Genomic DNA, 17573 nt, shown 5'->3' with positions numbered 1-17573 from the left:
ACTATGATAGTTGAAGCCATTAAACTAGCTTCTGAAAGAGGTGAGGGATTGTGGTAAGCGCAGTAATTCCTCAAAGTATTAGTGAAGTCTTAAGTTTTATAAGTAAAAATGAAGCAATAATACTTAATGGTGGAACTGATTTGATGACTAGAAGAAAAACCTGGTCTGGGGTAACACCCAGCTTTGATAGACCAGTTATGTTTATAAACTCATTAAAAGAATTAAAAAACATAACAATAGAAGAAAATAAATTGATAATCGGAAGTGCATGTACATTTTCTCAGTTAGAGAAAAATTTCATAGTTCCTGAATATTTAAAAGTAGTTATTAGAGAAATTGCTTCTCCAGCTATTAGAAATATTGCAACTATCGGGGGCAATATTTGCAATGCTTCACCTGCAGCAGATATCTTGCCACCACTTTATGCGTTAGATGCCAAAGTAGTATTAACATCTGAAAATAAGGAGCGAATAGTTTCTATAAAAGATTTTATTTTAGGTCCAGGTAAAAACATCCTTACATCCAAGGAATTATTGAAAGAAGTTATAATAGAAGATTTTCAAAGAAAAAATTTTTATTATCATAAATTAGGAACTCGAAAATCAACTGCATTATCTAAAGCCTCATTTATTGGCTTTTATGATGTGGATAATAACGTTATTAAAGACATACGAATTGCCTTTGGTTCTGTAGCACCAACTATAATCTGCAATAGAGATTTAGAACTTGATTTCATTGGGAGTTCAATCCAGGATATGAAATTTAAAGTTAGCAGAATAGTGGAGCGTTATTCTGAGTTAATTAGACCTATTGATGATGCTAGATCTTCAGCTAAATATAGAAAAACAGTTTGTTTGAACTTACTAAGAGACTTTCTGTTTAATAAAGTTAAAAATGAATTAGATTAAATAAATAATTTACAAAAAAATAGCATTATTACATGCTATTTTTTTTGTAAATTATTTAATATTAACTCACACGTATTTACATTTATCTATACATGTATTATACTAGTGTATATACAGATGTACGTTAGGAGGTTTTATAATGAAAACTAATGTAAAAAAGATGATTATAACTGCATTATTAATAGCATTTTCAATCGTTATTCCGGTAATGTTTGGTCCATTCTTAAGAGTATATTTACCGCCATTTTCAGCTACGCTGGCATCTCATGTGCCTTTATTTATTGCAATGTTTCTAGGACCATTTGAAGCATCTGTAGTTGGAATGGGGTCTGCACTTGGATTTTTATTCGCTTTTCCTGACCCAATAATAGCAATGAGAGCTTCAACTCATATTGTGGTTGGTCTTATTGGTGGTAAATTAGTTCAAAAAAATATGAAATATGCTACTGTGATGACAATAACTGGACCTATCCATGCAATTTTAGAAGCACTTGTAGTATATGCATTAACCAAGAATGTGTATGCAGCTTTTGTTGTGACTGGTATAGGAACACTACTTCACCATATTGCTGATAGCGTAATTACTGCTCCACTTATTGCTACTTTAAGAAATATTCTTAAGATAGATCTTAGAAAAATCGGTGAAAAATCTAAAAATTTAGTTGCATAGTAATTATTATTTAAAAGTAGCTTTCGTAAGCTACTTTTTATTTTATATTTTAACTTAAAAACCATAAAAATTCAGGTGGTTTAGTAAATGTTTTCTACCATCCATTTTTATACATAGGCCAATACTACCTTTATAAGTTAAATATTTATTCTCAGTTAAAATGTTATTTATATATTTTTAAATTTTCTAATAAAAAATTATCTTAGAGTGTGTTAATATATTTTCATAATGCGTTTGATAAGGAGATGTAATATGTATGACAGATTTAGATTTTATTTACAAAAGACATAGTGTTAGAAATTTTACACAGGATAAAATACCTAACGAGGATATTAACGAGATAATAGAGGCAGCTACTAGAGCCGCTAACGGACGAAATGCTCAAAATTGGTATTTTGTTGTTATTAAGAATAAAGAAAAAATCTTGAAAATTGCAGAAAGCATAATCCTTAGAAATAACGAAATTTGTTTACAAATAGATGATATAGAAATGAGAAGCAAATTTTCAAGCATAAAAAATTTTGCAACTCTTTTCACAAAAGCACCAGTTTTAATTTGTGTTTTTGCCTCAGAGTATATTCCTACAGGATATGAAGTGCTAAAATCCATTAGAATATCTAAAGAAGAGTTAAGTGAGTTTCTAAGTACAAATCCAGGTATACAAAATATTGGTGCAGCAGTAGAAAATTTAATGCTCGCTGCCTCGGCATTAGGTTATGGAACCTGTTGGATGACTAGCCCTAACTTTGCAGGAAAAGCAATAAAAGAGACAATTAACTTAGATATTCTAAAAGATTATAAACTTGTTGCCCTTACTCCTCTTGGTGTGCCCGAAGGCAATACTACAAGCCCAAAAAGGAAGCCTTTAAACGAAGTAATGACTATTATAGAATAGAAAGACATTCAATTTGAATATCTTTTGAAAAACTACATAAATTTCAATAAAATAATAAAAAGCAGGAGAACCTGCTTTTTATTATTTTTTCTTACCTTTATTATTTTTACTATTTTTATTGTCTGTTTTCTTTTTGTCTGTAGTTTTTTTGTTACTATTATTTTTAGCCACAAGCAATTCCCCCTTAATATAATCTATTAATATTATATTTTCAATGTTTGTTATTTAGAATAGTTCAACCATGATTTAAATATGTAATGAAATTTATTGATGAATTAGGTATAATATTAAAGTACAAAATTTTAACTTAAGGAATGATGGTATGAATTTAATCACTTTAGAAAATATTTATAAAAGCTATAGCGAGAAAGTGTTGCTTAATAATATAAAATTAAACATTACTGATGAAGATAAAATTGGCATAATTGGTATTAATGGTGCGGGGAAATCCACCTTATTAAAAATTATTGCAGGTGAGGAAATTTCAGATAGTGGAACTATTGTAAAAATGAATGGATTAAGAATAAGTTATCTTGCTCAAGATATCTCATATAATCCTGAAGACACTATTATGGAAGCTGTGTTTAATGGTCCATCTGAGATAATGTCTACTCTTCGCCATTATGAAAAGGCATTATTGCAGCTTCAAGCCGATGCAGAGAATGAGAAACTTCAAAGAGAGGTTTTACTATTAAGTAGCAAGATTGATGCATTAAATGGATGGCAAATTGAAAGTGAAGCAAAAGCAATTTTAACTAAGCTAAAAATAAATAATTTTAGTATGCTCATGGGAAACTTGTCAGGTGGACAAAGAAAAAGAGTTGCTCTCTGCAATACTCTTATATGTCCATGTGATTTATTAATACTTGATGAACCTACAAATCATATGGATAACGATTTAATAGATTACTTAGAGGAGTTACTAAGAACAAGAAAAAATGCTGTAATAATGATAACTCACGATAGGTACTTTTTAGATAGAATAACTAATAAAATCTTCGAAGTGGATAATGGGAATTTATACTCTTATATTGGAAATTACTCCACCTTTTTAGAGAAAAAAATGGAAAGAGTTTCTCTTATGGAATCACTTGAAAGAAAAAGGCAAAATCTATATAAAAAAGAGCTTGCTTGGATTAAAAGAGGTGCAAAAGCTAGATCAACAAAGCAAAAAGCGAGGATACAAAGATTCGAGGACATTAGAGACAATGCGATTCAAATAAATGAAGCTGCTGTTGAAATAAGCACAGGATCATCAAGGCTAGGTAAAAAGATACTTGAGATTGAAGATATAAATAAGAGCTATAATAATGATTTATTAATTAAAAACTTCAGTTATATAGTGACTAAGGAAGATAGAATAGGTATTATAGGGAGTAATGGTATTGGAAAGAGTACTCTTTTAAATATATTAAGTGGAAAAATCCGTCCAGATAGCGGAAATGTAATTTGTGGAGAAACAGTAAAGTTAGGTTATTTTACACAGGAAAATGGTGAAATGAATCCAAACCTTAGAGCACTTGAATATATTAAAGAAGTTGCAGAATTTGTAACTACTAGTGATGGCTTTAAAATTACTGCCTCACAAATGTTAGAAAGATTTTTATTTGAAGGTGCTATGCAGTTCACCCCTATATCAAAACTTTCTGGTGGTGAAAAAAGAAGATTATATTTATTGAGAATTTTAATGGAAGCACCTAATGTATTATTAATGGATGAACCAACAAATGATTTAGATATTGAGACACTTACAATACTAGAAGATTATATAGATAATTTTAATGGTGCTATAATCACTATATCTCACGATAGGTATTTCTTAGATAGAATAGTAAATAAGATTTTTGCATTTGAGGGAAAAGGTGAAATAATACAAATTGTAGGAAATTATAGTGATTATAAAGATTATAAAAATGATCTTGCTAGTGAAATTTTCACTAACGAAATTTCAAAAGAAGGCAATTCCAATAAAAATTCAGCGGCTGAAAAATCCAAAGAAAAGAAAGATAAGCCAATGAAGTTTACTTATAAAGAACAAAAAGAGTTCGATGAAATAGATAACAATATTGAGAATAAAGAATCTGAATTAGAAGAGATTAAAAATAAGATAGGTACAGCTGGTAGTGATTTTATTTTACTTCAAGAACTTGTCGCAATGGAGAAAAAACTTCAGGATGAATTGGATTTTCTTATGGAGAGATGGACTTACTTAAATGAGCGTTATGAGGAAATAGAAGCCTTAAAAAATGGCAATTAAATAATGAAAAAAGTAAGATAGACTATGAAAGTATCTATCTTACTTTTTTATAATAATAATTTTGTCATAGTACAATAAAATACATAAAAGCTAATCAATTTTAAACTTTTAATAGATTGTAGTATACTTATATTATTAAGTTTTGTTTTCTAGCATAAATATATATTAAAAAATACGTGGTGAATTAATATGAATAATAAAAGTATTAAAATTTCCGTGAGAAATCTAGTAGAATTTATTTATAGAAGTGGTGATTTAGATAATAAATTTAATAGCATAGCAAGAGCACAAGAGGGTACTAAGATTCATCAAATGGTTCAAAAATCCTTAAAAGATGAATATAAGAATGAGCCAGATATAGAACTTCTTACTGAGACACAGCTTAAACATTATTTTACATATAAAGATCTAGACTTTATGCTTGAAGGAAGAGCTGATAATATACTTTTAGAGAAAAATAAGACCACAGTAATAGAGATTAAAAGCACTACTCGTGAATTATCTATAATGCAAAGTGATTATAACTTTCTCCATTGGGCTCAAGCAAAGTTTTATGGATACATTTATGCATTTCAGAACTCCATTGAATCAATATCCATAGAGTTATTATATTGTCATGTTGAAAGTCATGAGACAAAAAGCTTTGTTGAAAATTATACATTTATAGAACTAGAACGTTATTTTTATGAAGTTTTAGATCTATACTTTCATTGGGCAAATTTTACTTCAAAGTGGATTAAGATTAGAGATAAATCTATAGAAAGCTTAGCTTTTCCATTTATAACTTATAGATTAGGTCAAAGAGAGTTAGCGGTAAATGTATATAGAACCATAAAGGAAGGTTCAAAGCTATATGCTCAAGCTCCAACTGGAATAGGGAAGACTATGTCTACATCCTATCCAACTATAAAGGCATTAGGAGAAGGCTATGGAGACAGGATATTTTATTTAACATCAAAGACAATTACAAGGACTGTTGCAGAAGAATCACTATCAATTTTAAGAAGAGATGGATTAAGAATAAAATCAACTACTATTACTGCAAAAGAAAAAATATGTTTTAAAGAACAATGCCAGTGCAACCCTGAGTATTGTGAATATGCTAAAGGCCACTTCGACAGAGTAAATGATGCAATATTTAACATATTAAAGGAAAAAGACAATTACACCAGAAGTGTCATCGAGGATTATAGTAAAAAGTATACCCTTTGCCCTTTTGAATTTTCATTGGATCTTACACTTTGGAGTGATTTTATTATATGTGATTATAATTATTTGTTTGATCCAAGAGTATATTTAAAGAGATTTTTTATGGAGAATAATGAATCATACCTTTTTTTAATTGATGAAGCCCATAATTTAGTTGATAGAGCTAGAGAAATGTTTTCCGCTGTTATCAGCAAGATTCCTATTTTGAATCTTAAGAAGAAAACTAGAGATACTGAGCCAAAGATATATAAGGCCTTGAATAAATTAAATAGTTACATGATTACACTAAGAAAACAATGCGACAATAATGCTGTATTAGTTTTGAATGAAGAACCTAAGGAAGCTTATGGGCTTCTAAAGAAATTAATTGAAGAATGTGATATTTACTTAGGGAAAAATCAACCACTAGAATATCATGATGAACTTTTAGAAGTTTACTTCTCTGCATTAACTTTTATAAAGATAAGTGAATTTTACAATAGTGATTTTACTACATATATAGAGAAGCTAGGGGATGATGTTAAATTAAAATTATTTTGTTTAAATCCTAGTAAAATGATTAAAACATCATTGAAAAAAGGGAGAGCTTCTATATTTTTTTCTGCCACGTTGTCACCAATACAATTTTTTAAAGAAGTATTAGGTGGAGACACTGAAGATTATTCATTAAAATTATCTTCACCCTTTAGTAAAGAAAATAGAAAGATAATAGTAGGAGACAACATTAACACTAAGTATAGGTATAGGGAGTATAGTTACGATATTATCGTTTCATATATAAATAAGGCTACCGAAAAGTATAAGGGGAATTATATTATATTTTTCCCATCCTATGTTTATATGAGAGCTGTATATGATAGATACACTGTAAATTATTCTTCAGAGAATATTATTATACAAAATGGTAACATGACCGAAGAGGAGAGAGAAGAGTTTTTACATAGGTTTAGTGATGGTGAAAGTGATATAATTGCATTTTGTGTTTTAGGTGGTATTTTTTCAGAGGGAATTGATTTAGTAGGAAACAAACTAGTGGGAACTATAATTGTGGGTGTAGGACTACCTCAACTTTGCTTTGAAAGGCAATTAATAGAGAAATATTTTGATGATACTAATAACCTAGGATTTCATTATGCGTATACTTTTCCTGGTATTAATAGAGTTATTCAAGCTGCAGGTAGAGTAATAAGGACAGAGCAGGATAAAGGGATTATTATTTTATTAGATGATCGATTTACTAATCAAACATATAAGAAAATTTTGCCTGAAGAGTGGCATCCTTATGATAAAGTTAAAGATCTTGCAGATTTAGAAATATCAATAGATGATTTTATGAGAAAAAGTATGGATTAAACATTATCCATACTTTTTATTTTTATATTAATATTAAGCTAAGTCTTCTATTTTGAAGTATTTATTCCTAATAAAAAATGCAATGCTTCCTATGAGCCTTAAAATAGCAACTACTACTAAAGTATATATTATATTAGTTCTACTTAAGATTAGATCTCCTACTAAGGGTGCAATACATAAGCTTATACTAACTATAGTAGTATGAAAACCTATAAATACAGCTCTATTTTTACTAGGGGATACTTCTAATAATGAATTTAAAAGAACTGTAACAGTACCAGGCGTAAAAAATCCACTTATGGTAGAAACTATTGTCATAGTTACAAGATCTTTAGATAAAACAAACAAAAGTGGGGTTAGTGCCATCCCTAATGTAGCAAAGGCCATTGCAAAGGCATTCCCTTTCTTTTGGATTACTCTTCTCCAATAACCATAACTAAATATCATGACTACAGCAGAGGCAATATTTATAATTGTTAACCAAGATTCATTTGCTCCAAGATATTTAATTTGATATATACTAAACATTGGCCATCCCATCTGCCAACCAAAGTGAAAGATAACAGAACAAACCAAAAATATTACAAATTGTTTAGTTTCTTTTATTTCTTTAAAAACCTCTTTAAAATCTATTTTTTGTTGAACAGTTTCCTTTATTTCCTTAATGTTTTTAAAGGCATTAACTTCAATTAACCCTACTAAAAAAGCAAAAATAAAGAATGCTTGATATATAATAATCACGATATTTTCAGAAAAAATATTTGAAACAGTTCCCAAGGTTTGTCCAATAATAAAGGTAAAAACAATTTGAGCTATAGTAGAGTATTTGCTTCGAGTTGTGATGGCTACAGGGATAGTGTCTGGTGAAAATATATCGCCCACATAACTTTGCAAAGATGTTACAGAAACTGATTCTGGAAAATTCATTAAACTAATTAGCAAAACAAATATTAATGGCCTAGCCTGAGAGGGTAAAAAGGGGACTAAAGCAAACAATAACAAAAATACTCTACTAAAGTAAAAGGCTCTACTCATGCTTTGTCTCTTATTTTGTATGTTACTTATAAGTATTAATCCAGGAATAGTAGCAATTACTGCAACTAACCCAGGAAGAGCATTGTATAATGCCACATGAGATTCAGTTCCTCCAAGTCTAAAAATAAATTTTGTTGCAAAAGTTTTATATAATTCATTAACAATAGTAAAAAGCACTCCGTTTAAAGTATAGTAATAAATATTATTTTGTTCTAAATTTGACTTTCTTTTGTGATTTAACTTCTTAAGTCTTGAAATTGAACTTTTGAATCCTTTAAAATTAGATTTTAAACCCATAAATATCCCCCTAGATTATTACGATAACTAATTACTACTTTTTTCAGCTATGGAAGCATTATAGAGAATAGTTAAGTAGTCTTTGAAGTTTTCTTTGTCAGTATCACTAACCTCACTAAGAGAATATTCAATAAATTTACATCGTTCTATAATTACACTCTCTAAGATCTTATGACCTTTTTCCAAAGGAACTACTCTTACAACCCGTCGATCTTTAGAATCTTTTATTCTTTTAACTAACTGATTTTTTTCCATTCTGTCTATTAAATCAGTAATAGTACTTGGTGCTTGATATAAACTGTTGCTCAATTCACTTATGGTAATATCACTATTTTTTATTATTAGTTGCAAAGCATCAAACTGAGCAGGGGTCAAATCATAGTCTTCTAGTATAACTCTTCCTCTTTTTTTTATATTAAAACATACTTTTCTAAGTAAAAACTCCAATTGTTGAACCTGACTATCGCCATATAAACCCATTAGCAACACTCCTAATTTAAAAATATTTCGATTACCGAACTATTATACACCTGCTTGAAAATTTAGTCAAATCTGAACAAGATCAAAAACATTATATATAGTAAAAATATAAAGTGAGGAATCCTATTCCTCACTTGTTACTATTATAATAAGTGTATGTATTATTCACCTTTTGCCAAGGAACCAAGACATTCTTGGCATATGTTTTTTCCTTTAAAATTTGAAACATCTCTTGCATTTCCACAGAAAATGCAAGCTGGCTCGTATTTTTTTAAAATTATTTGATCTTTGTCTACATATATTTCTAAAGCATCTTTTATTTCTATATCTAATGTTCTTCTTAATTCAATTGGAATTACTATTCTTCCTAACTCATCTACTCTTCTTACTATACCTGTTGACTTCATAATATTCCTCCTAGTGAAAATTAATAATGCAAATTTTAAAATTTAACTATTTAAGCATGATATAACTTAAAACTGTAAAAACCTAAATTTTGTAAAATTTTATTTATACATTATTAAATTATCCAATTAGAATAAAAATATACATTTAAACAATCAAATATAGACAAATGAATTGCATTAATTTATTTAATAAAAAGGGGACAGATGTATTGTTATTATAATATTAATTTGTACTTTGTTTTACTTAGTTCTTTTACAAAAATTACAAATACAATTAAGGCTATATTAATTTAAGATAATTAATATAGCCTTAATTGTATTATTTATCTATAGTTAGTAAACTGTAGATCTATTCCGTAATCATTAGACTTTAATAACTGAATTACTGCTTGTAAATCATCTTTTTCTTTAGCTGAAACTCTTAATTGATTATCCATTATCTGAGCTTGGGCTTTAATTTTACTAGCCTTAATGTCAGCTATCATTTTTTTTGCTTTTTCTGTTGCTATTCCTTTAACAAGCTTTGCAGTGGTTCTAGCTGCTCCCATTGAACCTTCTTCAATTTTACCCACTTCAAGGGCTCTTGAAGAAATACCTCTCTTTACAAATTTAGTTTTTAAAACATCAATAACTGAATCAAGCTTATACTCGTCATCAGATATTATTTTAATTTCATCTTTACCTAATTCAATTTCAGTTTTTGTTCCTTTAAAATCATATCTTTGTTTTATTTCCTTCAAAGCTTGATTTATAGCATTATCAATTTCCTGCATATTTACTTCTGATACTACATCAAATGAATATGAACTTGCCATATAATTTCCTCCCTATGTAATAGTTGGTAAAAGTATTATCACCTTATTATAGTAAATTATAATTATATTATTGTCTAGATGTTTATAAATAAATCTATGCATATTAATAAATTACACCTTATATAAATTTATTAATAAATTTATATAAGGTGTAATAACTTCTAAATAATTAATTAATAATTTAACAAACTGTATGAATAAATAATCACTTGAATTGTATAGTTGTATCTGCTAAAATAGGTCTGTTAAACTAAAATCGAACTTAAAAAAGAGGGTAGTGATATAATGAAAATCTGCATTTTTAATGATAATAAGAATTGTAATAATTGTGGTGAATGTGATTTATGTGAATATAATAGAGATAAAATCTGCGATAACTGTAGTAAGTGTCTACAGATTGAAGGAATTGACGTAAAAGCAATAAAAATTGATGAGGTATTTGAAAAAAATAATAACAGCCCTGAAGTAAATGTAAATATTGAAGATTTTAGCGAATTTGATGTTAATGAAGAAGAAAACTTTTCTGATGAATTTATAGAGGCTTATGATAATGATGGTGAATATATAGATGCATTAGATGATGAAAATAACTGGGAATACATAGATGATTTAGAAGAAATTAAAGATTTAATAAATGATGTTGATAATCTAAGCGAATTAGGATTCGAAAAATATCCAGGATTAATAGTAATAAACAATAATAAATAAGAGGTAGAAGAAGGCGAGGGGACTCGCCTTTTTTATTCTTCATTTAAGGGATTAGCGTTAATAGCACTTCTAAGTTTTTCATCGTCAACGTGAGTGTATATTTGAGTAGTAGCTATATTTTCGTGGCCTAAGATTTCTTGTAAACTTCTAATATCGACACCACCATGTTTATGCATCAAGGTGGCAGATGTGTGTCTAAGTTTATGTGGTGTGTACTTATTCTTATCTAAACCAGCAGCATCCACATGCTTTTTTACAATCCGTTCTACAGTTCTTTTATTTATCCTTCTATTTTTACCACTTATGAATAATGCATTCTTATCATCCGTAAATACTTTTTCCTGTAATTCGTTTCTTATTGGTAGATATTTATGTATTGCTTTTAAGGATGCTTTATTCAAATAAATGGTTCGTTCTTTGTTTCCTTTACCAATTATAGTGAGAGTATCACCCTTTATTTTAGGGATATCTATGCTACATAACTCAGATAAACGTAGCCCACAATTTAAAAATAGAGTTATTATGCAAAAATCTCTTTCAGAATGTTTATCTCTATTATTTGCTGCATTTAATAAGTCCTTACTTTCATCTAAGGTTAAATAAACAGGTGTTCGTTTACCTAGTTTAGTTGATTCTAGGTCCATAGATGGATCAACCGACAATAATTTAACTTTGGTAGTTAGATAACGAAAAAGAGATTTTAAAGAAGCAACTTTACGGGCTTTAGCATAGGCGCCATTATTTCTTACATTTTCTACAAAAGAAAGGTAACTATAAAAATCAGCAAGGGTTAAATTCTTAAGAATATCAACGGTTAAATCATTAATAGATATTTCATGAAAATCTGAGAAATCTGAAAGAGAAACTAAATTTCTGTGGAGCTTCAAGAATCTTAAGAATAAAGATAAATCTGTAAAATAAGCCGTGATGGTGTTTTGAGAAACACCTTTAACTGTGGTTAAGTAATTTAAATAATCTCTTAGAAAAGAAGGAATAGAACTTGAATTTTGTAAGTAATTAGAATTTTTCATAGAAGATTTTATTATGATGTTATTATTTTTCATGATACCTCCAAAATAATAGCTAATGTCGTGAAACTTACATTTCACGACATTATTATTCTACAAGAGGGGGGCAAATTCCTTTTAAAAATAAGACTTTAGTAAATATTTTTACTAAAGTCTTTCTAAAATTATAATCTAAACATTGATTTCCGCCTCTTCACCAAGTAAATGTTTGTTCATCTCAAGGATTGGCTTAATAAATTCATCAATGAAATCTATTACTTGACCTGGAGCTCTTCCAATAAAGTTTTTAGGATCCATTATAGATAGTATTTCTTCAGCAGATAACTTAAACGTATTATCATTTATAATTCTTTCTATTAAGTCGTTATTTTCACCTAATTCTTTTACTCTATTAGCAGCTTCCATAGAATGAATTCTAATGCTTTCGTGTAGTTCCTGTCTATCCCCACCGCGTTTAACTGCTTCCATCAATATATTTTCAGTAGCCATAAATGGAATTTCATTATTAACATGAGCCTCAATAACTTTAGGATATACAACCATATTAGATGTAATATTTAAGTATAAGTTTAATACTCCGTCTAAGGCTAAAAAACCTTCAGCTACGGAAATCCTCTTATTCGCAGAGTCATCTAAAGTTCTTTCAAACCATTGAGTAGAAGCTGTGATTGCAGGGTTTAATGCATTTACAATTATATATCTTGATAGAGCACTAATTCTTTCACTTCTCATAGGATTTCTTTTATATGCCATGGCTGATGATCCAATTTGATTTTTTTCAAATGGCTCTTCTAACTCTTTCATACTTTGTAGTAGTCTCATATCATTACTAAACTTATAAGCACTTTGAGCTACTTCAGATAAAGTGTTTAATATAATAGAATCTAGTTTTCTTGAATATGTTTGCCCAGTTACAGGATAAGATGCCTTAAAGCCCATTTTTTCGCAAACTATACTATCTAATTTTTTAACCTTTTCTTCATCATTATCAAATAGTGTCATAAAACTAGCTTGAGTTCCTGTTGTGCCTTTAACTCCTCTAAATTTCATAGTGTCTATTACAAAATCAATATTTTCTAAATCCATAAGTAATTCTTGAATCCAAAGTGTAGCTCTTTTTCCTACAGTGGTTAGTTGTGCAGGTTGAAGATGAGTGAAACCTAAAGTTGGTAAATCTTTATATTTCAATGCAAAACTAGACAACTGACTAATTACATTAATAAGCTTCTTTCTAATTAAGTACAGTCCTTCTCTCATAATTATTAGATCTGTGTTATCACCTACATAGCAACTGGTTGCTCCTAAGTGTATTATTCCTTTTGCGCTTGGCGCAACTAAGCCATAAGTATATACATGACTCATAACATCATGTCTTACTTCCTTTTCTCTAGCTTCAGCTATTTTGAAATCTATATTTTCAATATTATTTTTAAGTTCTTCAATTTGTTCCTGTGTAATATTTAGCCCTAACTCCTTCTCTCCTTCTGCTAAAGCTACCCACAATTGTCTCCAAGTTTTAAACTTCATTTGGTCTGAAAAGATATAACTCATTTCTTTAGAGGCATATCTTGTATTTAATGGTGAATTATATGTATCTCTCATAATAACCTCCGTACAAAAATATAATTTTTCATAAAATCATTCACTATTATAACATACTTTTAGTCAAAATACATACTTTCTGTTCGTTATTAATAGATTCTTAAATTTTTTATTTGTAACATTATGTACTATTGTTTCCATTTTACTCATATATATATATTAGAAAAAATATATATTTATTTATTTTATTTAAGGGGTGAAACATATATGTATAAGGTTAGCTTATTAGACAAAATATCTTTTCTTTTAGTAATCATCGGGGCTATAAACTGGGGATTGCTTGGTATACTAAATTTTAATCTAGTTCATTTTTTACTTGGATTCTTACCAGTATTAGCTAGAATGGTGTATATTTTAGTTGGACTAGCTGGAATTAACTTAATAAGATTCTTGTACTGTCTTAGAAAGTAATCTATTATCTTGATTAAACCTTAATAAAAGATTTTCTTATTTCTTCATAAAATAAAAAGAGCTTATACTTTGTACAGGCTCTTTTTATTGATTCAAAAATAAAATTTATTTTTCGAAAGTGCCTTTAATTACAGCTTCCTTGTTATTCACCATAATTTTACCTTTAGCAATTACAGTTTCGATTTCTAAAGAATTCTTTTCAACAATAACGAAGTCAGCATCTTTTTCAACTTCAATTTTACCCTTATGATAAAGTTTAAGGTTCTCTGCAGGATTAGAAGTTATAACTTTTATTGCTTTTTCAATAGGAATACCCTCGATTTTTATGGCATCTTTCACCTCTTTATATAGAGAGTGAGAAGTTCCCACTTCAAGCTTTGAAAACTTTCCTCCCCCTTCAAAAAGTGGTAAACTCCCCTGCCCATCAGAAGTAAAAGTAATCTTCTCTTCGTTAACACCGTTTTCAAGCATTATTTTAAGACCTTTACTACACTTTACTTCACCATCTTCTAGAAACTGAGGTGTAGAGCTAGTAGTAAAGTCAACTAGACCACCTTTTTTAGCATATCTGATACCTTCCTCAAATAAGGATTTATTTCTATTAATATGGGTAGGGACAAATTGAGACATTGGAATTTCTGTAGTTTCAATAATTTCATTTAACATATCCAGCTTATCTTCTCCATCACCTACATGAATGTTAACTATACCGCATTTTCCTGAAAGCATTCCAGCAACCCTTGCATCTGCAGCTGCTTTTGATAATTCACTAATTGTTGGTGCAGAAGATCTATGATCTGAAATCGCTACTTCCCCCACTCCAATTATCTCTTCAATAAGCATAATATCTTCTCGGATATTGTTCATTAGTGTTTTTACTGGAACTTCGTAAGAACCTGTATATAAATAACAAGAAATACCCTCTTCTTTTAAGGCTTTGGCTTTGGCAATTAAAGATTTCATATCTCTAGCTACTCCATCAGTCCCTAAACATCCAACAACTGTAGTTACACCAGAAAGTGTAAGCGTAGAAAGTGTTACTTCAGGAGTCCTTGTTTTGAAGCCACCTTCACCACCACCACCTAAAATATGTACATGGGAGTCAATAAAACCTGGAAATATAAGCTTATCTTCTGCGTCAATAATCTCAACAGGAACATTAATATTGCTAATGTGAATTTCATTATCTATGTAGCCAATTTTTTCTCCACAAATTAGAATATCTTTCTTACCAATATAATCTGGAGAATAAACAATTCCGTTTTTAATAAGTGTCAGCATTATAAGTCTCCTTTCATTTCATGTTTAATTAAAGCTATTTAACATAGAATGTCTTTAAATTCGCAAATAATTCAATAGAATCAAATGATATTTTCAAAGAAGTATTTATTAATTTTTAGCTTTCATATTTCCTACGATTAATTTCGCTTATTGAATTATCACATTAATATTATTAAGCTTTTTCTTTAACTTTATTTAATTGAGAAAGTTATATATCATTCGTAGATTTATTATCTAATAAAAAGCTTCTTAGCTTATATGAATCTTCTTCCCTTTCTTTGAATAATTTTGAAATTTTCTCTTCGTATGTATTTCTGATACTACTAATTTTTTCATTGTAGTTCTGTTCCAAAATAAGAACCTCTTTTGAAAAACCTATCTTTAAGCTTTCTTCCTGCTGTTTTAGTGAAATCTTATAATTGTTTTCTAATGTACTCATCTTTGCATTAAAGTCATTCTTATGGTTCTCTAACTCTATTTTTAGAAGTTTGTTATTAGAATCTAAATCTTTAATTGAATTATTCAAGTTTTGGTTTTCTTTAAGAATGCTTTTCAACTCTTTTTCTAATAATATATTTTTATCTTTATAATTTTCATAGTTAACTAATTCCTGGCTAAGCACTTCATTCTTTTCCTTTAACATAGTATTTAATTGCTTAAATTCCTTTAAAGTATCTTCAGCTTCTTTTAGTTTCACTTTAATTGATTTTATTTCATTATTTAATTCACTATTCTCTTTAATAGAATCTTTCAATTCATTCTTAAGATTTTCTTTATCAACATTTAATTTTTCTATTTTCCCTTCTTCTAGAACTATTTTATCCTTCATTATGTTAGTTAATTCTGTATTTTTAATTTTATTCTTTTCAATAATATTTAAATATATATCTACCATTCTACTGGTTATACTTTGTAGTTCTTCTATATCATTTTTTACACTTACATTTAATTCCTTAGCATTATCTAATTCATAGGTTTTAATTATTTGCTCCATCAAATCTTTGTTATTAATACCTTGTTCTTGGGCTATTTCCATAAACCTTTGTTTCAATTCATCACTAATTCTTACGCTAAATATTGAATCCATAGTTATTTCTCCTTTTATGTACAATTTTATATTTAAAGCATTATGTATACAATTGTTTACCTTGATTTACTGGTGTATACCAACATTTATAATATGTTTACATCACGTATACATATTATAACATAATATCCAATGAGATTCAATGTGTAAAATATAAAAGGTTTATTCAATATAACTTTTATTATATTGAATAAACCTTTTTATAAAATATTGTGATGTTAATACTTAGTTTTATTGAAGACAAAGATAAATAAGATAGAAAAGTTATATTAAAATTGAACTTATATATTCTTCAAAAAGAGGAAGCAGTTATTTGGTGTACTTTTCGACTTCTTTATATTTCACACCAAATGTTTCTACTGTTATACTCTTAATTTTTATATCTTTTACTGGCTTATCATTAGAAGCAGTTTCTGCTTGTGCAATTTCATCAACAACTTCCATTCCTTCAATTACATTTCCAAAAGCAGCGTACTCACCATCTAAACTAGGGTAATCTTCGTGCATTATGAAGAATTGTGCTCCAGCTGAGTTTTTATCTTTAGATCTTGCCATAGATATAACTCCTCTTGTATGTTTTGTGGGATTGTTAAACCCGTTACTACTAAATTCTCCGAAAATTGAATAGTCAGGTCCACCAGTTCCATTCCCCTTAGGATCTCCTCCTTGTATCATAAAGCCAGGGATTACTCTATGAAAAATTAATCCATCATAGAACTTGCTATTTGCTAATGAAATGAAATTTCGAACAGTGTTTGGAGCTACTTCTGGATATAACTCAATTGTAATAACCTTACCATCTTCCATTTTAATTGTTGCTACGGGATTTTTATCATTGACACCTTTCTCTGTAGGTGAATTGTTTAGATTTCCAGAAGTATTTGTATTATTACTATCGGTATTGGAAGTAGTATTTCCTTCAGGCTTAGTAGTGCACCCCACTAAAGAGACGCTCAAAATAAACATAATTATAAATACTTTAAATACTTTTTTAATTTTCATATAAATCACTCCTTGTTTATAGTATAGACAGTTTCTATGCTAGCAAAACATTCTTAGAAGTTCAATAACCTTTGAGTGAAATGCATTCTCTATTAAAAAAGTTTACACAAATTTATGTGCCACTTCAT

Annotated in this window: 16 protein-coding genes; 7 read left to right on the top strand and 9 right to left on the bottom strand. The window is 28.7% G+C overall.

The features are described from left to right. Positions 1–50 precede the first annotated feature (50 nt). The 5 genes from RR409_RS14485 (at position 51) to RR409_RS14465 (ending at position 7292) form a co-directional block, all read left to right on the top strand. Positions 51–908 carry an FAD binding domain-containing protein gene (locus tag RR409_RS14485; protein ID WP_332558481.1) on the top strand — a complete coding sequence of 286 codons (858 nt, stop codon included), beginning with the start codon at positions 51–53 and terminating at the stop codon, positions 906–908. Positions 909–1047: 139 nt separating this feature from the next. After that, positions 1048–1578: an ECF transporter S component gene (locus RR409_RS14480; protein ID WP_332558480.1), complete on the top strand. Its 531-nt coding sequence runs from the start codon at positions 1048–1050 to the stop codon at positions 1576–1578. Positions 1579–1834: 256 nt separating this feature from the next. Continuing rightward, entirely contained in the window at positions 1835–2473 is a 639-nt protein-coding gene (locus tag RR409_RS14475) for a nitroreductase family protein (RefSeq protein ID WP_332558479.1), read from the top strand. 322 nt (positions 2474–2795) lie between these two features. After that, positions 2796–4730 (top strand): ABC-F family ATP-binding cassette domain-containing protein, encoded by a 1935-nt coding sequence (locus RR409_RS14470; protein ID WP_332558478.1) that lies wholly within the window; start codon positions 2796–2798, stop codon positions 4728–4730. 189 nt (positions 4731–4919) lie between these two features. Next, entirely contained in the window at positions 4920–7292 is a 2373-nt protein-coding gene (locus RR409_RS14465) for a helicase C-terminal domain-containing protein (protein ID WP_332558477.1), read from the top strand. Positions 7293–7325: 33 nt separating this feature from the next. Here RR409_RS14465 and RR409_RS14460 read toward each other — a convergent pair whose 3' ends face one another. The 4 genes from RR409_RS14460 to RR409_RS14445 form a co-directional block, all read right to left on the bottom strand. Continuing rightward, the gene (locus tag RR409_RS14460) at positions 7326–8624 is read right to left on the bottom strand and encodes an MFS transporter (RefSeq protein ID WP_332558476.1); all 1299 of its coding nucleotides are present in this window, start codon (positions 8622–8624) and stop codon (positions 7326–7328) included. A 27-nt stretch (positions 8625–8651) separates the two neighbouring features. Next, on the bottom strand, positions 8652–9104 hold the full coding sequence (locus RR409_RS14455; protein WP_332558475.1) for a MarR family transcriptional regulator: 453 nt from the start codon (positions 9102–9104) through the stop codon (positions 8652–8654). A 161-nt stretch (positions 9105–9265) separates the two neighbouring features. Next, complete coding sequence (locus RR409_RS14450) at positions 9266–9511, bottom strand: AbrB/MazE/SpoVT family DNA-binding domain-containing protein (protein WP_332558474.1); 246 nt, start codon at positions 9509–9511, stop codon at positions 9266–9268. Positions 9512–9834: 323 nt separating this feature from the next. Further along, the gene (locus RR409_RS14445; RefSeq protein WP_332558473.1) at positions 9835–10326 is read right to left on the bottom strand and encodes a YajQ family cyclic di-GMP-binding protein; all 492 of its coding nucleotides are present in this window, start codon (positions 10324–10326) and stop codon (positions 9835–9837) included. Between the two features lie 285 nt (positions 10327–10611). Between RR409_RS14445 and RR409_RS14440 the strand changes: the two genes are divergently transcribed. Beyond that, entirely contained in the window at positions 10612–11034 is a 423-nt protein-coding gene (locus tag RR409_RS14440) for a hypothetical protein (protein ID WP_332558472.1), read from the top strand. Between the two features lie 32 nt (positions 11035–11066). Here RR409_RS14440 and RR409_RS14435 read toward each other — a convergent pair whose 3' ends face one another. Both RR409_RS14435 and purB read right to left on the bottom strand, forming a co-directional pair. Then, the gene (locus RR409_RS14435) at positions 11067–12065 is read right to left on the bottom strand and encodes a tyrosine recombinase XerC (protein WP_332558483.1); all 999 of its coding nucleotides are present in this window, start codon (positions 12063–12065) and stop codon (positions 11067–11069) included. Between the two features lie 168 nt (positions 12066–12233). After that, entirely contained in the window at positions 12234–13664 is a 1431-nt protein-coding gene (gene purB, locus RR409_RS14430) for an adenylosuccinate lyase (protein ID WP_332558471.1), read from the bottom strand. Between the two features lie 207 nt (positions 13665–13871). On the opposite strand from purB, the gene RR409_RS14425 reads away from it, so the two are divergent. After that, a complete protein-coding gene (locus tag RR409_RS14425) occupies positions 13872–14075 on the top strand; it encodes a DUF378 domain-containing protein (RefSeq protein WP_332558470.1) in 204 nt (67 codons plus the stop codon). Between the two features lie 105 nt (positions 14076–14180). Here the strand turns inward: RR409_RS14425 and iadA are convergent, their stop codons facing one another. The 3 genes from iadA to RR409_RS14410 all read right to left on the bottom strand — a co-directional run bounded on the left by iadA (position 14181) and on the right by RR409_RS14410 (position 17445). Beyond that, positions 14181–15356 (bottom strand): beta-aspartyl-peptidase, encoded by a 1176-nt coding sequence (iadA, locus tag RR409_RS14420; protein WP_332558469.1) that lies wholly within the window; start codon positions 15354–15356, stop codon positions 14181–14183. 208 nt (positions 15357–15564) lie between these two features. Beyond that, positions 15565–16443 (bottom strand): hypothetical protein, encoded by an 879-nt coding sequence (locus tag RR409_RS14415; RefSeq protein WP_332558468.1) that lies wholly within the window; start codon positions 16441–16443, stop codon positions 15565–15567. A gap of 309 nt (positions 16444–16752) precedes the next feature. Further along, a complete protein-coding gene (locus RR409_RS14410) occupies positions 16753–17445 on the bottom strand; it encodes a peptidylprolyl isomerase (protein ID WP_332558467.1) in 693 nt (230 codons plus the stop codon). Positions 17446–17573 lie beyond the last annotated feature (128 nt).

Source organism: Clostridium sp. (assembly GCF_036642255.1).
Classification (GTDB): domain Bacteria; phylum Bacillota; class Clostridia; order Clostridiales; family Clostridiaceae; genus Clostridium_J.
This window is presented reverse-complemented; position numbering and strand designations above follow the sequence as displayed.

Coding starts and splice junctions, on each gene's coding strand:
- RR409_RS14480 (WP_332558480.1), top strand. CDS start 1,048: ATGAAAACTAATGTAAAAAAGATGATTATAACTGCATTATTAATAGCA.
- RR409_RS14475 (WP_332558479.1), top strand. CDS start 1,835: ATGACAGATTTAGATTTTATTTACAAAAGACATAGTGTTAGAAATTTT.
- RR409_RS14470 (WP_332558478.1), top strand. CDS start 2,796: ATGAATTTAATCACTTTAGAAAATATTTATAAAAGCTATAGCGAGAAA.
- RR409_RS14465 (WP_332558477.1), top strand. CDS start 4,920: ATGAATAATAAAAGTATTAAAATTTCCGTGAGAAATCTAGTAGAATTT.
- RR409_RS14460 (WP_332558476.1), bottom strand. CDS start 8,624: ATGGGTTTAAAATCTAATTTTAAAGGATTCAAAAGTTCAATTTCAAGA.
- RR409_RS14455 (WP_332558475.1), bottom strand. CDS start 9,104: ATGGGTTTATATGGCGATAGTCAGGTTCAACAATTGGAGTTTTTACTT.
- RR409_RS14450 (WP_332558474.1), bottom strand. CDS start 9,511: ATGAAGTCAACAGGTATAGTAAGAAGAGTAGATGAGTTAGGAAGAATA.
- RR409_RS14445 (WP_332558473.1), bottom strand. CDS start 10,326: ATGGCAAGTTCATATTCATTTGATGTAGTATCAGAAGTAAATATGCAG.
- RR409_RS14440 (WP_332558472.1), top strand. CDS start 10,612: ATGAAAATCTGCATTTTTAATGATAATAAGAATTGTAATAATTGTGGT.
- RR409_RS14435 (WP_332558483.1), bottom strand. CDS start 12,065: ATGAAAAATTCTAATTACTTACAAAATTCAAGTTCTATTCCTTCTTTT.
- purB (WP_332558471.1), bottom strand. CDS start 13,664: ATGAGAGATACATATAATTCACCATTAAATACAAGATATGCCTCTAAA.
- RR409_RS14425 (WP_332558470.1), top strand. CDS start 13,872: ATGTATAAGGTTAGCTTATTAGACAAAATATCTTTTCTTTTAGTAATC.
- iadA (WP_332558469.1), bottom strand. CDS start 15,356: ATGCTGACACTTATTAAAAACGGAATTGTTTATTCTCCAGATTATATT.
- RR409_RS14415 (WP_332558468.1), bottom strand. CDS start 16,443: ATGGATTCAATATTTAGCGTAAGAATTAGTGATGAATTGAAACAAAGG.
- RR409_RS14410 (WP_332558467.1), bottom strand. CDS start 17,445: ATGAAAATTAAAAAAGTATTTAAAGTATTTATAATTATGTTTATTTTG.